Origin of the sequence: Rhizobium hidalgonense, assembly GCF_005862185.2 — a bacterium.
GTDB classification, from domain to species: Bacteria; Pseudomonadota; Alphaproteobacteria; order Rhizobiales; family Rhizobiaceae; genus Rhizobium; species Rhizobium hidalgonense.
Genome location: NZ_CP054029.1, coordinates 301,269 through 315,418 on the forward strand (window position 1 = coordinate 301,269; position 14,150 = coordinate 315,418).

The window sequence follows — 14,150 nt, forward strand, 5'->3', positions numbered from 1 at the left end:
CTCTTTTAGCGGATGCGATAAAATTTGGAATCGAACGACCATTTGCCCTGGGCGCCGTTCTCGTCGTCGCCGACGATCCTGAGGCTTCGGGCGAGATCGTAGACATAGTTGAAGGCGGCGCGCTGGCCGACGAGCGGAGTCGGCACATCCGGCAGGTCGAGCACCTCGATCGGCTTGTCGCTGAGGATGGCGACGACCATGCCGACGCCGGCCGGCCCCTCCACCTGATATTCGAAGCCGATATACGGGTTGCGGGCATCCGGCACGACCACGGGCCTTGCCGGATCAAGCCGGTTGTCGCCGCTTTTGGCCGTCGGCTTCAGGCCCATCGAGCGTTTGTTCGGGTAAAGCTGGGTCAGCTTGCCCGACGCGTCGATATCGACCAGGATCAGGTAACCGGATTTTTTGGTGGAGACGCGCATCGCCACCTTGTCGCCGATGCTGACCGAGGTGCCGGGCAGCATGTCGACGGCGACACCGGCGTCGTTATCGCTTTTCAGCGTATTCTCGACGGCGGCAACCGGCGTCTTTGCCTCCTCGCCGGTGATGACGTCGCGGCCGAGCGCATCCGGCTGGCCGTAAAATTGCGGCACCGGCGTGAAGCGGCAGTCCGCGGCATGCGTCCGGCAATATTCGTCCGATTTGCGCCGGACATAATCGAGCAGGGCGGCGTTGCTAACATTCGGCTTATCAGCGGCACGCGCCACGCCATCCTGCACGCCTTCGATGAAGTTGCGGGTGAAGACGCCGACCGGCGCCTTGGCCTCGCGGTCGACGAGCGCCCATTGGCCTGCGTTGACGGCCGACCAGACCATGGCGTTTTCGCCGCCGAAGGAAAACTTCGCTTCCTTGCCCGATTTGTTCGGCGGTTCGAGCGCTGCCAGCGCCGGGCCGAGGCAACGCACGGTGCCCGCGGGGGCTGCCACTGCGCTGCGGCTGCCGGGGCCCACGTGGCAGGCGTCGATCAGCAGCGTCACGCGGCGGTCCTTGAGGCTGTTCAGCCGGGCGGCGATCTCGGTTTCGCGGATCTGGTTGGTGACCGTTACCTTGCCGCCTTCGCGTGTCAGCTTGGCATCGACTGCCACCAGCGTCGGGCTCGTCGTCGCCTCGGCGCCCATTTCCTCCGAACCCTGGCCGCTGAAATAGAGGAAGACCCGGCTGCCCGGCGTCGACTGGCGCACCAGCCAGTCGTCGATCTCGGCAAGGATCGCCTCGCGGCTCGCCTTGCGGTTGGTCAGCGTGTGGATCTGTTCCGGACGATAGGCGAGCGTCTTGGCGAGGAAGACCTGCATAGCCTTCACGTCGCTGGCGGAGCCGGTCAGCTTCGCCTCGCGCATGTCGTAATCGTCGATGCCGATCAGCAACGCGCGGTCGCCAGGGGAGCTTTGCATCGTGGGGATTTGAACGGGTGCCGGCTGGACGGCGGGCTGATTGTCGGCCGGAGTATCTGCGGCCGGCACGTCGGGGTTCGGCGTTTCGGTTGCGCCAGCGGGCGGGGTGTTGCCGTTGGGCGAGGTCTCACCTGTCGGCGAGGCCTCACCTGTCGGCGAGGTGATGGCGAGGTTGGCCTCTTCCTGCCCGGACTTCCTCTGCTTCGTTCCCTCACTGGTGGTGGTCGACGCGACCTGATCGCCGGCGGCAGGCCCTTCCACATTTGGCACGTCACCGTCGGTCTTGGCGGCGATCCAGTCGCGGAAGGCGGCCACACGGGTATAGACGCCGTAATGTTCGGCCTCGGCGCAGCCCGCACCCCAGCTGACGATGCCGAGCTGGATCCAGCGCTTGTCCGGGCGCTGGGCGACCAGCGGTCCGCCGCTGTCGCCCTGGCAGGCATCCTTGCCGCCTTCGGCATAACCGGCGCAGACATTGCGCTCGTCGATCGGGTTCATCCGCATCGAGCTGTCGCGATAGGCAGCACGGCAATCCTCGCGCGGGACGATCGGCAGCTCGACCTCCTGCAGCTCGGTCGGCAGGTATTTGTCGTCCCAGCCGTGATCGGCCTTGGTGTAGCCCCAGCCGGTGACGACGGCCTTGTGGCCGGCGCTTTCGACCTCGTCGTCTGAGGCTGAGGCGAGAATTGCCGGTCTGGAGACGGCCGGTTCGGCAAGCTTGATCAGGGCGATGTCGTTGGCGAAGACCTTGCGGTCGAAATCCTCGTGAATGACAACGTCTTCGACAGCAAGGCCGGGTTTGTCGGGCCCGTCGACCGCGATGACCTTGTCGATCTTCGACTTGCCCTCGACGATCAAGAGATCGCGGGCGAACAGATCCTGCTTGCCGGAGCGGCCGCTGGTGACGCAGTGGGCGGCGGTCAGGATCCAGCGCGGCGCAATCAGCGAGCCGCCGCAATGGCCGCCGAAGCGGCCGCGCTGTTCGGGATCGGGCGCCAGGATCTTGACCTGCCAGGGCCATTCACCCTTCTTCGCCGTCTGGCCGCCGATGACGCGCCCGCCATCCTCGCCGGCGAAATCGGTATCCTGCTGCGCCAGCGCAGGCGTGGCCAGAAGCAGCATGACGGACGCAATATTCAGGACCCTGCTGATCGACCTGCTCATAGCTTGGCTCCGGCGGAGGTATAAAGGACGGTAAATCCGACGCGGGCGCCCTTGGGCAGGACGTCACCAAGGCGCCTGGCGATATTGCCGGCGGTGCGGCGCCGGTCGTTCTGCTTCAGGAATTCCACAAGCTGGGGCATCGGGCTTTCAGAGCTGACGGCGACGAGCAGGTCGGTGCCGAAGGGGGCAACGACGGAGAGATCGAGATCGAAATTCTGAGACATCCCGGCATCGACGTCTTTCTCACCGGGATAGAGGAACTGCACGGTTCCATCGCCGGTGACGTCGAAAAGCACCAGCTTGCGGCCCGATAGATCGGAGATCGCGACGCCGACCCGTTCGCCCTCGCGATGGACGGTGTCGGACGGCGTGACGCGCACGGTCTGTGGATTAACTTCGGATAACCGCTTCAGCGTGTCGAGGGCGGCCATCCGGTCGACGACGAAGGGCATGTCGCCGGCGCCGATGCCGGAGGCGACGACATCGCCGCCGGCAATCGCCTCGCGCTTTTCCGGATCGAAGACCAGTTCGGCATTGGCGCCATCCGTCAGCTTGAACGGCGTGACGGCCGGCTCGATGCCCTGCAGCACCGGCTCGGCGCCGAGGGCGGCGATACCGATCGGCGCCGGTTCGGCCGGCGGCGGAGTGGTTGATTTCGCTGCCGCCGCCGGCGTGCCGGCGCCGCCATAATCATAGACGATAGCGCGGTCGAGATCGGTTCCCGGCGGGCTTTCGGTAAAGATGTTCTGCCGCTGGTCGGTGAACTGATAGACCGCCTGGCGGACATATTCGAAGAGTTCGCGGCGGGTCACAGTGCCGTCGCCGTTGCGGTCGGCGGCCCCTTCGAAGGCGCGGGCGGTGGCATAACTCAGCGCGCCGCGTTTCTGCGGGATGCCGGGAATGGATATTTCGGGCGATTTGGTGTTGTCGTCGACGGCGGCGAGAAAGGTCAGCCGCTTGAAATCGAAGCCGGTGGAGAGCGCATCCGCGGTGGTCGAAATCGGCGCGAGATCGTCCTCCTCGATCGTATAGGACGGCGCCTGGCGCCAGCTGATCTCGGCGCCGCGCGGATCGACCTCGCGGGTCATGCCGCCGGCATGACAGGTATCGGCGATGAACAACACATCGGCGCCCTTGGCCTCGAGATTGCGGATCAGCACCTTGAATTCGTCGCCAAAGATGCGCTCGCGCGATCCCGGTAGCCGGGTATCGAAACCGGCCAGCACATAGACCTCGTCGCGGCCGCTCGGCTTCGAGCCCTTGACGCGCTCCGGCTCGCTCGAGCCGTGGCCGGCAATGCCGAGCACGACGAGATCGCCGGCCCCTGCCCGTTCGGTGACGGCTTCGATCGCGTGGAAGATGCCCTCGCGGTCGGCAGCGCCATTCTTCAGCAGCGTCATGTCCTCGACGCCGACCGAACGAAGCGACAGCGAAAGGTCTTCGGCATCGGCAACAGCGCCGTGCAGCGGCGGGACGTTGCGATAGAGATCGATGCCGATCAGCACCGCCCGGACGGCGCCGCGCTCGGGCGCTTCGATCGTCCTTGCCAGGCTAGTGGTGGCCGCCAGGGTGAGGAAGGCAAAAGCTGCGGCCATGGAAACGGATGTGGACATGGCCGAGCTCCCCCCTCGCCCCAGCTATTCGCGACGCCATTCGACGCGGCGGTTCAGCGCATCGACATCGTCTTCGGTGAGGTTTGCGGTTGCGGTGACGTCCACCGGCTCGGAGGCGCCGCGGCCTTCGGCGTCGATCGTGGCGTCGATGCCGTGGCTCTTCAGGAAGTCGGCGACGGCCTGGGCGCGGCGCTCGGAGAGTTTCTGGTTATAGTCGTCGCCGCCGCGGCGGTCGGTGTGGCCGACGAGGATGACGCGGCCGGGCTTCTGCTCCTTCAGCGCCTCCAGCAATTCCTCGGCGGCCTCGGTGCCGATCGAAGTGAAGCTCGACTTGTCGAAATCGAAGGTGATCGGCACCGGAATGGAGACCGGCACAATGCCGCGGACATTTTCCGAATAGATGCCGCCGAGCACGCCGCTGCGGTGATCCTTCTCGGCCGGCACGAAGCTGCCCTGCGGATTGTCGCTCGAAGGGTTGGCGGCAAGGATGCGGGCCTGGGCGGCGCGCTGGATGAGATCGGAGATGGTATCGGCCGGCGGCGCTTTCGGCGTGCGGGTCTCGTTCTTGATGATCTCGATCGCCTGCTGGTAATCGGCGGCAGCATCGGCAAAGCGGCGGGCGGAGAAATAGATCTCGCCGAGTGTGGCGGAAGCCTGCCAGAGCACCTGCGGACTGTCTGCGGCGACCAGCAGCGGCTCGTAATCGGCAACCGGCTGGTTGGCGGCCATCATCTCCTGGGCGGCGGAGAGCCGGAGCGCGGCGACCCGACGCTGGGCATTCACCTGGAACTGGCCGCATTCGGCGCTGACGGCGATCGCATCGGCCTCGGTTGCGGCGGCATTGATATCCTTGGCGGCGACGGCCGTGTTCAGCTTGTCGAGAAGGGCGGTGCAGGCAGGCGTATCGGCATTCGCCACCTCGATCTGTTCGCCTTCGCCGGCCTGGCCGGGCTCTGCCGAACGGCCGAGGTTGAGCTGCGGCATCTTGATGCTGAAACCGCCGGGAAGCTTGAATTGCGGCATCTTGAGCTGCGGCATCGGCATCTTCGGCATCTTGGTCTGGGATGACTGGGCCGGCTGCTTATACTGGCTCGGTTGTTTATATTGGCTGGGGCGGGTGGATGATGTGGTGTCGGCCGGGCCGATCAGTTGCAACTCGTCGGCGGCAAGCTCCTGGCCGGGGGCCAGATTGGTGACGATCTTGTATTTCTTCGGCGGCTGCGTCGTCGCCTGCTCCACAGGCTTTGGCGCGACTTTTTTCGGCTTTTCGATCACCGGCTCCGGTTTCTTGGCGACCTCCTGTTTGATCACCGGCTTCGGCTTCGGAGCGGCGGCCGGTTTCGGCGGCTTTGCAGCCTGTTCGACCGGTTTTGCCGCGGGGGCGGCTGCAACCGGCGGGGTTGTGACGGGCGGCAGGGCCGCCGGGCTGTCGACCGTCGTCAGCATCAGTGTCTTGCTGCTGATCTTGGTGCCGAGGCTGCGGGCTTCCTCGAGGCTGCGGGAGACGGCATCCATGCCGCCGTCGATCGAGCGGAACATGCCGCTGCCACTGCCGCCGAGATCGGCGAAGATATTGAGCGGCTTGGAGGAATAGAAGACCTTGATCTGCTCCTGACCCACAGGGCCGGAGACCTGCAGCCGGGCGCCGCTGGCCGGATCCGGAACCTGCACGCGTTTGCCGGCGCCGACGAGGGCATCGGTCTGGTATTTGTTCGGGAAAAGTTTGACGACAGAACCGTTCGGCGACACGTTCAGTACCGTGACATAGGCATTCTCGCTCGACTGAATGAAGAGGCCGACGACTTCGCCGATGGCGTATTTGGCCTCGGCGCGATCGAAGGTGATGCTGACGGGGCCGGTCTGGGCCGGGGCTTCGGTCAGTGTGCGTTCGTTCTGCGCCTCGACGGCGGGAACCACCGCAAAGAACGAAAGAAAGGTGGCTGCGGCTAGGATGGCTTTGCGGTTCGGCATTGGAAAACCTCCTCTTTCGAACAATCTCACACTGTGTCGAAGATGAGAATAGCACTGACCGGCGAAATTGGGATGGCTTTGCCCGTCTTGCTTGAGGGAGGGTTACAAATTATTTGGAGCCTGGAAGAAACCGTCCCGGAAAAGACCTGCGCATGACTCTGGTTCGGCAATATCCGCCGTCCGATGCAATCCTTTTGACTTCGAAGTCGTGGTTAGTTCTTGGGTTTCTGCCCGGCTGATTTCAAAATCGAGATCAGGTCGCTCATGCCCTCGGGCGAGGAATTGTAGAGCCAGAGAATATCCGGATTGTCTGATGTGAATTCTTTGCCGGGGCCGGAGCCCATGTCGCGGCCGGGCGAAGTCGCGTCCGGCAACTTGGTTTCGCCGGGTGTCAGCCCCTTGGCGCGTTCGTGTTCAGCAATGATCGCAGTTGCCGCGGCAAAGGCCTTTTCGTCATGCTGGCGCAGGGCGGCAAGCGCGGGGTTGCGCGCCGCCAGCGCATCCTCGGCCGGGCCGGCATGGCCGAGCTGCGGCAGCGCCATGAGAAGGCCGATCGACAAGGTTATGAGCCGGGATTTCGTCATCGTCGTCACATCCGTCTTAGGGGCGTTATTGCGCGGCAATCGCTGAAACAATAGGCAGCGGCCGGAAAGATGGCAACGGCGCTCGGTGGCAATCGATTGGGAGGGTCGAAATCGGCTGGCCGCGAGCGCCAGCGCGAGGATTGGAGGCGCTGTCGTCAGAGGATCTTCAATTGCTGCAGGCCGAGGCGGAGATCGCGCAGCATCTCGCCGAAGATCTCCTCGATCATGCCCGTCGACCAGACGACCATGGTGCCGTAGGGCGAGCGCTTGCGCTGCATGAAGCCGGCCGTCTCGAAATCGATCAGCGTCTTGCGGCAGGTCTCGCTCGACATGACAGCAACCAGGAAACGGGCGAGATTGGACTGGTCGATCGCGCCTGATTTTTCCGCCCAGTTCTGGATCAGCCGCGGCTTGGTATCGGCGGTAAACATCGAGGCGAGCGCCCGATCCTGCGACAGCCCGAGGCGCTGCAGCTTGGCCGGATCGCGTGTCAGCGACACCACATAATCATTGTGCAGATCGGCGAAGCGCTCGATATCCGCAGCCGTGCTGATGCCGAACACCTTCATCGAATAGAGGAACTCGGCCATCAGATAGGTCGGCTCGGAACGCAACTGCGCCAGATGCTTGTCGTCGGAGCTGGCCGAAGCCGCGCAGACGCGATCGGAGAAGCCTATCCGGGCTGCGCGCACCTGCTCCAGCAGGCTGATATCGAGCGCCAGTTCGTCACCGTTCCATTCCAGCATAAGCATTCCCTGCCAGTAATCTTCGCGACGATGTTCTTGTACTATTCCCCGCGCCGATCTCCAAATCGTTTGGAAAGCAACAGCTTGCTGACAAGCCACATCTGTCCTACCATTTTAAAGACTTGACGGTCTTTTGGGGGTCGAGGCAATGCGTGGTTTAGCGTCGCATGTTCTGATTGCCGCGGCACTTGCGGTTGCTTCGCCGGTTCTTGCCAAAGACACTGTGATGATCGAGCTTCCCGGCGGCGACGGCGGGCGTTCGGTCGGCATTATTTCCGCCAATGAGGAAGTCGAGGCATCCGGCCCGGCGGCGATCACCGTCGGCGACGACGGCACCCTCTATATTCTCGACCAGAACAACGGCCGCGTGCTTGCCGTCGACGCCGAACGCTCGCAGGCCGAGCCCGAGATCCTGCCCCTGCCGGAGAATGCGACGCCGGAGGATCTCGCCGTCGTTCATAACGAACTCTACCTCTGGTCGGATGGCGTCGTGCCGCTTGCGCGTTCCACCGAAGCCGACGGCCGGTCGCAGACGCTTCGCGCCGTCGATGGCGGCGATGCCGACGACTATACCCGCTCGGTCTTCGCCTCGATGGGCTCGGTGCCGCCGGGGCCGCTGAACAGCATCGTCGACGAGATCGGCCGCAGCACCAGCCGGCCCGACGCCCGCCCGCCGGTCATCCAATATGTGCCGAGCCGCGGGCTCGGCGATATCGTCGCCGAAGTCGCGGCTACCAACGACAAGGCGGAGATCCTGCTGCGGCGCGAGAGCTCGGAGGAGAATTTCCTGTCGCTGCAGCTCGCCTCGGAAGGGCGGATCGGCACCGTCGAACTTCTCGACATCGACACGACGGGCCGCCCCTATGCGCTGGTCGAACTGGTGCCGGCCGACCGGCCGGAGCGCACCGGCATGCTGGTGGTGCGCTTCACGCCGAATGGGGCGATGGACCGGGTCTACGATCTGCCGATCGACCCCGGCACGGTTTTCTCCAGACGCTTCGTGGCGATCGGCCCGCGCGGCGACGTGCTCTATTTGAGATCGCAGGAAAGCCGGGCGCAGGTGCTGCGGCTCGACGGCCGCGACCCTGGCCGAAAGCTTGCCGTCGCGCGGCCCGCCAAGCCGCTGGTTGCGGGCAAGCCCGGCAGGACGCCGAAGGTGGCGATCGTGCCGAAGTCGCGCAGCGATGTCATCGAGCGGGCGATCGGCTTCGAGACGCTGAACTGGCTGGTGACGTCAACCGCCTACGGCGGGGATCCCGGGCCCGGCTGCCTCAACATGAACCGGCTGCGCCGGCCGATCTACCTGATCGGCAAGCGCGGACAGACGGTCAAGGGCGTTCCCTATTGCTGGGGCTGCAAGACGCCGCTCGAGAATTTCATCGGTGGCGTCGAAAAGGGCCAGACCGCCGGCAATGTCTGCACCAAGAGCGCGCCGCAATCCAATATCCTCGGCGTCGACTGCTCCGGCTTCGTCAGCGACGCCTGGGGCCTGAAGATGCATGTCTCGACGCGCGCCCTTCCCGGCATCACCAAGCGCCTCTCCGACCCCTGGTCGCTGCGTCCGGGCGACGCGCTGAACAAGCCGGGCTCGCACGTCCTGCTGTTCATGCGCTTCACCGACGACCGCAAGGTGGAGGTGATGGAGGCCTCGCCGAACGCCTGCAAGGGCCGCGTCTGCCGCAACACCTATTCGCTCGGCAGCCTGCTGATGCGCGGCTATCAGCCGGTGCGCTTCAGGGGGTTGGATGGCTGATCGACCGGAGCTTCGCGCCGGCTGTCTGCTGCATTCAAAGTATTATAGCGGCCGCCGCTGTCTGAGGCATTCGGACCACAGTCCCGACGTGGGTGTCCACGCTAAGATTTGCCACTTCCGCCCACCTCGTCCTCCGTCATGCTCGGCCTTGCGCCGAGCATCCAGGCGGCACCCACCAACAGCCGCGTCATGGGTCCTCGGGTCAAGCCCGCGGACGACGGAGTGGGGGACGCTGTTCCGCCAAACTCACCCTCGCCTACATCCTGCGCGTCTTTTCAGACGCGTGGCGCTGTCGGCGCCAGCCGCCGCTTGGCCATCGCCAGAAGCCCGTGCGCGGCAATGGTCTCGGCATAATCCCGATAGGCGGGATCCCGGCTCAGCATGCGCTCTTCGGCGCGGGCGCGCATGAGGTAGATGAGACTGACGATCGCCAGCATGCCGGCCCGCGCCAGTCCTTCGGCAAACCCGCTCGCGATAAAGCTCGGGGCCGCAAACAGCCACCAGGAGATATTCTTTGAGACATAGGCCGGATGTTTGACGAAGCGGTAGGGGCCGGAGGTGATGATGCCGCGATGGGTCAGGTTGGAAAAACGCGGCCCGAAGGCAACGGTCGCCCAGACGTAGATGACCGTGCAGGAGAGCGTCGCGACGCTCCAGAGGATGAAGACGGCCGAGCCCTCCCGGATCACGCTCTGCCAACCCGGCCCGTCGCCATAGGGCAGGAAGGCATGCGAGATCGCCGGGAAGAACGGCTCGTAACAGACGAGGCAGACGAGCCAGCCGAGCGCCGTCGTCTCGGTCGCCCTGACATGCCAGCCGAAAAGCTTGAAGGTGGCGATGTAGCCGCCGGCTGCAAGGATAACGTCAAGAAGAATGGCAAGCCGCATCAAGCCTTCGAACCAGGCCGCTGAAAGGGGAGGAAAGACCCAGGCCGGCTTGTCGGCAAGATCGGAAAGAGCCGCTATGCCGCCTGAAAACATCAGCACGAGGAAGAAGCATTTGATCGTAAGAAGGCGTAGTGCGAAGAGCACGTCTTCTTCGCGAAAATCCTGCATCAGCACTGCACGCCCGACCTGATGGAGATAATCGTCGGGCTCCTCGGCGACGAGATCGGTGACCGCGACGTAGAGAATGGTGGCGCCGGCAACTGCAATGGAGATGGGAATGGTCGTGTGGCCTGCTTCGATGAACCATTGGACCGCCGACGATTGCGTGAAAAACGGAAAGACGGAACAGGCGATGACGACCGCGCCCAAAAGCGCAGCGAGGCCGGCGAGCTTGGTTCCGATGCGCCGCCAGCAAGCGGCGGCAGATTCGTGCCGCCTGTCTTGCGATGACCAGGCGCGACGAACGGCCGGCATGCCGTCGACGGCGATCCACGCGAGGAGAAGACAGGTAACGGCAAGCGCCATCGCCTTGCCGGGCTCGAGCTGCAGATAGGTCGAGAGCGCAATGCCGACGAGGGCGCCGACAAGGGTCGCAGCCTGAATGATCAGCGGACTCCCGGCAAGGATATCCCTGTCCTGCGATATCGGCACGCGCTCGGCCTCTCGATCAGATAGCCGGCTGGATGGGGACCGGAGAGCGTTTCCGCGCTGCCTTCGCCGCTTGCGCCAATGCTGCTTCAGCTGTCAGCGGTGACAGATCTGGCACAGAGATCATCGCAATATCGAGCTTGTCATAATCGACCATGTAATAGCCCCATCCGGTGGCGACGACCGCATCAGGTCTGATCGCCAGCAGGTCCTGCGCCATGGTGCCGACGAACATCGGCCCGCCCCAGATGTAGCGGAAGGCATAGATTGGAATACCCTCAGCCGAAGTGCCAAGCCGGCGGATGTCGGTCTTCAGGCGGCGATCCGACCAGGACGTGCCGCCGCTGGAGCTAGAGGAACTGCTGGAACTTGATGAGCTGCTTGAGCTGGAAGAACCGCCCATGCCGCCCGAGGAGCCGCCCATGCCACCGGAGCTGGAGCCGGAGTTCCCGCCGGCTCCATTATCAGAGCGGGCAAAAGCCGGTTGACTGCTCGTTGCCGCTACCTTTTTGACGGCCGGCGTTCGTTTTACCGTCGGCTGGTTGTTGACCGTCGGCTCTTCGCTGGCAAACAGCGTCCTGGCGCCCGGGTCGAAGATACAACTCTGCAGGATTGCGCCTGAGCCCGCGATGAAGGTTGAGCACATGAGAACACGAATGATGAGTTTGCTGTTCATGTAAGGCGCCCCCAGACCGCCATTTAGAAGAGATCGTACCTCGGATTTCGCTTGACCCATGTCGCCTTGGCGAGCTGAACGAGCCTGTCGTCGAGCGACTTGGTTTTTGGAAGCGCCTTTTTCTCCTGAGCGGTCAGCTCGGCGGCAAAGCTCTCTTCCGCTTTCTTCTTGGCAGCATTGGGCAAGGTCTTGAGCGCCGCCTTTGCCTGGTTCTTCGGATCGCCGCTGCCCGGCATGTTGACGGCGGTCGCCAGCGCGAAATAACGGGCGGCCGTTGCCAGGCCGTCAGCATCGGCACCGTCTTCCTTGGCCAGGATCGCCCGGTCCAGCGCGCCCCAATAGTCGCCACGTTCGGCGCCCATCTCCAGCCACTTCACAGCTTCCGCCTTGTCCGCGGCAACGCCGACGCCGTCCCGGTACATGCGGCCGAGATTTGTCGGGGCATAGGGCTGACCGCCTTCCGCCGCCCGCGTGAAAAGGTCGAGCGCTTTCGGGAGGTCCTCCGGCGCGCCTTTTCCGAAACGGTAGACGAGCGCAAGATTGTTCAGCGAATAGATGTCGTTGCGCTGGACGCCGGCCTCGTAGAAGCGAATGCCGCGATCCGGATCGGCCGGAACGTTGACGCCGTTCAGGAAGATATAGCCGAGTTCGTTCATCGCGTAGGTATGGCCAAGATCAGCGGCTTGCAGCATCAGGCGTAATCCCAGCTGTTGATCGGCCTTGGTGCCGCGGCCGTAGTAGAGCGCCTTGCCGTAACTGTGCAGGGCGAAGGGATCGCCCTTGGCCGCACCGCTCTTGGCGATCTCGCTTGCCTTGGCGGCATCGCGCGGAACGGAAGCGCCGAACTCGTAGAGGCTCGACAGTTCGTAGATCGCCCGCACATGCCCGGCATCCATTGCCTTCTTGATCGTCGCGAAAGCCGTCTTGGTGTCACGGTTGGCGAGCTGGGCGCGGCCGAGCTGATAGACGAAGCGCGCCACCTCGGGATAGGTTTTCATCGCCTCGGCGCAGGCAGGTACCGCGATGCTCGGGTCGATCTCGTTCGGCAGCTTGCCCGCGGTCACGCCCTGCAGGTCGAGTGGTGCTGCGGCAGCGGTGTCGCAGGCGTCAAGCACTGGCTTGAAGGTGACGGTGGCGGGCTGGAGATCGTCATTGGCGGCCTGCAGCGTCAGGGCGAAAGGCTGGTTTTCGGTGCCGATCTGCGGCTCGTAGGAAAGGGCCGGAATATCGGCGGCCTCCAGCACATGGCCGAGCCCGATCACCCGGTCTCCGGCCCGCAGTGTGCCCTTGTCGGGCAGGGCCGCGACCTTGAAGGTCATTTCCGCCGCCGATGCCGGAACGACCGGCAGGCTTGTTTTGACCGGGCCGACGCCGATCGGCGTATCCATGTCGCGCGACAGCGTCTTCAGATAGGCATCGGCATCGGCAAGCCGCACCTGTTTTTGCTGTTCGAGCTGGGCGAGCTTGGCGCCGGCATCGGCCGAGACGGTGATGGCGACCACGCCCTGGGTCGCCTGGCCATAGGGATCGCTGACGGTATAGCCGATCAGGCCGACGGTTCCGGCGGCGACACCGGAGGAATCATAGCTCAGCGCCGTCAGCGCCGCGGCGGGCATCTTGTCGCCCTGGGCGACCGGCTTGCCGTCGAAGCTTAGTTTGCCGGTCTGCGGAAGCTGGTTGAGGGTGACCAGCAGCGTCGAGCCGGTCTCGTCATGCGGCGGCGCGATCGGCAGCTTGGTGCTCGCCGCGTCTTCCGGCACGCTGACCTGCTGCATCGGCTCGACGCTCGGCGGCGGCGGCGCCGGGATGAAATAGAAGCTGTCCATCAGCGAGGAGTTTTCCCAGGGGACCTGCTTGCCATTGGTCATGGCGATTACGTCTCGGCGGACATCGGTCAGAACCTGGCGGATTTCCTTATTTGGTTCGCTAGCGCGCTTGATGAAAGATTCGGAATAGGGGCTGAGTGCGCCGGTGCCGTCGAGCGCCACCTGGCCCGGCTCGGTTGAGAAGGCGATCAGGCTGCCGAGATCGCTGTCGATGCGCGCAAGGCCGCGGGTGGCGCCGACCGGCTCCAGCTTTTCCGCCATCCAGAATTTTTGAGCGTTGAAGGGATTGTTGCGGCAGGCATCGAGGAAGATCAGCTGCACCCGCGAATTCTGCTTGAGATGGTTGAGGATCAGGTCGAGCGGCATGGTCTGCGTCTCGACGTCGTAGGGCGTCTCCAGCGTCGCATCGACCGGCACGAGGAAATTCTGCCCGCCGACCTGGATGCCGTGGCCCGAATAATAGATCAGGCCGGCCTCGGCATTGCTGGTCGATCGCAGGAAGCGGCGCACCGTATCCTCGAGCCCGATGCGGTCGACATTGACGCCGATCGTCACGTCGAAACCGGCGGCCCGCAGCGTGGCTGCCACCTCTTCGACATCATTGGCGGGATTGGGAAGCGACGGCAGCGTCTTATAGACCGAGTTGCCGATGACGAGGGCGACGCGGCGTCCGCTCTCACCTTCGCTGATGGCGGCATGTGCCGTGCCGATCGACAGCAGCATTGCCGCCAGGATCAGCAGATAAGCACACAGTCTCCTGACATGGTGAAACTTGGGCATGGCTCGATCGCAAACATTCTATTGTTTAAGTTCAATAAAATTTGCTGGCCTGCTGGTGCTTGGCCCCCTCCGCATTCACCCTTCGAAAATATTCCTCAGCGCCGTAAAAAG

9 protein-coding genes are annotated in these 14,150 nt (G+C 64.1%); 1 reads left to right on the forward strand and 8 read right to left on the reverse strand.

Going from position 1 to position 14,150, the window contains the following annotated elements; all coding sequences use genetic code 11:
* Window positions 1-5 precede the first annotated feature (5 nt).
* The 5 genes from FFM81_RS30270 to FFM81_RS30290 form a co-directional block, all read right to left on the reverse strand.
* Complete coding sequence (locus FFM81_RS30270; RefSeq protein ID WP_138385850.1) at window positions 6-2,555, reverse strand: trypsin-like serine protease; 2,550 nt, start codon at window positions 2,553-2,555, stop codon at window positions 6-8.
* On the reverse strand, window positions 2,552-4,168 hold the full coding sequence (locus tag FFM81_RS30275; RefSeq protein ID WP_128399524.1) for a caspase family protein: 1,617 nt from the start codon (window positions 4,166-4,168) through the stop codon (window positions 2,552-2,554). Before FFM81_RS30275 ends, FFM81_RS30270 begins: the two co-directional genes overlap by 4 nt.
* Window positions 4,169-4,192: 24 nt before the next feature.
* Complete coding sequence (locus FFM81_RS30280; protein ID WP_097534304.1) at window positions 4,193-6,139, reverse strand: DUF4384 domain-containing protein; 1,947 nt, start codon at window positions 6,137-6,139, stop codon at window positions 4,193-4,195.
* A gap of 212 nt (window positions 6,140-6,351) precedes the next feature.
* A complete protein-coding gene (locus FFM81_RS30285) occupies window positions 6,352-6,723 on the reverse strand; it encodes a hypothetical protein (protein ID WP_138385849.1) in 372 nt (123 codons plus the stop codon).
* A gap of 155 nt (window positions 6,724-6,878) precedes the next feature.
* Window positions 6,879-7,469 (reverse strand): hypothetical protein, encoded by a 591-nt coding sequence (locus FFM81_RS30290; RefSeq protein WP_003563614.1) that lies wholly within the window; start codon window positions 7,467-7,469, stop codon window positions 6,879-6,881.
* Between the two features lie 148 nt (window positions 7,470-7,617).
* Between FFM81_RS30290 and FFM81_RS30295 the strand changes: the two genes are divergently transcribed.
* Complete coding sequence (locus FFM81_RS30295) at window positions 7,618-9,222, forward strand: NHL repeat-containing protein (RefSeq protein ID WP_138385848.1); 1,605 nt, start codon at window positions 7,618-7,620, stop codon at window positions 9,220-9,222.
* A 275-nt stretch (window positions 9,223-9,497) separates the two neighbouring features.
* Here FFM81_RS30295 and FFM81_RS30300 read toward each other — a convergent pair whose 3' ends face one another.
* Genes FFM81_RS30300 through FFM81_RS30310 form a run of 3 tightly spaced genes read right to left on the reverse strand, consistent with a single transcriptional unit; the run spans window position 9,498 to window position 14,039 of the window.
* The gene (locus tag FFM81_RS30300) at window positions 9,498-10,760 is read right to left on the reverse strand and encodes a methyltransferase family protein (RefSeq protein WP_138385847.1); all 1,263 of its coding nucleotides are present in this window, start codon (window positions 10,758-10,760) and stop codon (window positions 9,498-9,500) included.
* Between the two features lie 16 nt (window positions 10,761-10,776).
* Entirely contained in the window at window positions 10,777-11,493 is a 717-nt protein-coding gene (locus FFM81_RS30305; protein ID WP_343073728.1) for a tail fiber domain-containing protein, read from the reverse strand.
* On the reverse strand, window positions 11,457-14,039 hold the full coding sequence (locus FFM81_RS30310) for a caspase family protein (protein ID WP_138385845.1): 2,583 nt from the start codon (window positions 14,037-14,039) through the stop codon (window positions 11,457-11,459). The genes FFM81_RS30305 and FFM81_RS30310 overlap by 37 nt, the downstream gene beginning before the upstream one ends.
* Between the last annotated feature and the right edge of the window lie 111 nt (window positions 14,040-14,150).

What these genes read in the sequence shown, in the direction of transcription:
- FFM81_RS30310 (WP_138385845.1), bottom strand. Translation starts at nt 14,039, where the DNA reads ATGCCCAAGTTTCACCATGTCAGGAGACTGTGTGCTTATCTGCTGATC.
- FFM81_RS30275 (WP_128399524.1), bottom strand. Translation starts at nt 4,168, where the DNA reads ATGTCCACATCCGTTTCCATGGCCGCAGCTTTTGCCTTCCTCACCCTG.
- FFM81_RS30280 (WP_097534304.1), bottom strand. Translation starts at nt 6,139, where the DNA reads ATGCCGAACCGCAAAGCCATCCTAGCCGCAGCCACCTTTCTTTCGTTC.
- FFM81_RS30270 (WP_138385850.1), bottom strand. Translation starts at nt 2,555, where the DNA reads ATGAGCAGGTCGATCAGCAGGGTCCTGAATATTGCGTCCGTCATGCTG.
- FFM81_RS30285 (WP_138385849.1), bottom strand. Translation starts at nt 6,723, where the DNA reads ATGACGAAATCCCGGCTCATAACCTTGTCGATCGGCCTTCTCATGGCG.
- FFM81_RS30305 (WP_343073728.1), bottom strand. Translation starts at nt 11,493, where the DNA reads ATGGGTCAAGCGAAATCCGAGGTACGATCTCTTCTAAATGGCGGTCTG.
- FFM81_RS30295 (WP_138385848.1), top strand. Translation starts at nt 7,618, where the DNA reads ATGCGTGGTTTAGCGTCGCATGTTCTGATTGCCGCGGCACTTGCGGTT.
- FFM81_RS30290 (WP_003563614.1), bottom strand. Translation starts at nt 7,469, where the DNA reads ATGCTGGAATGGAACGGTGACGAACTGGCGCTCGATATCAGCCTGCTG.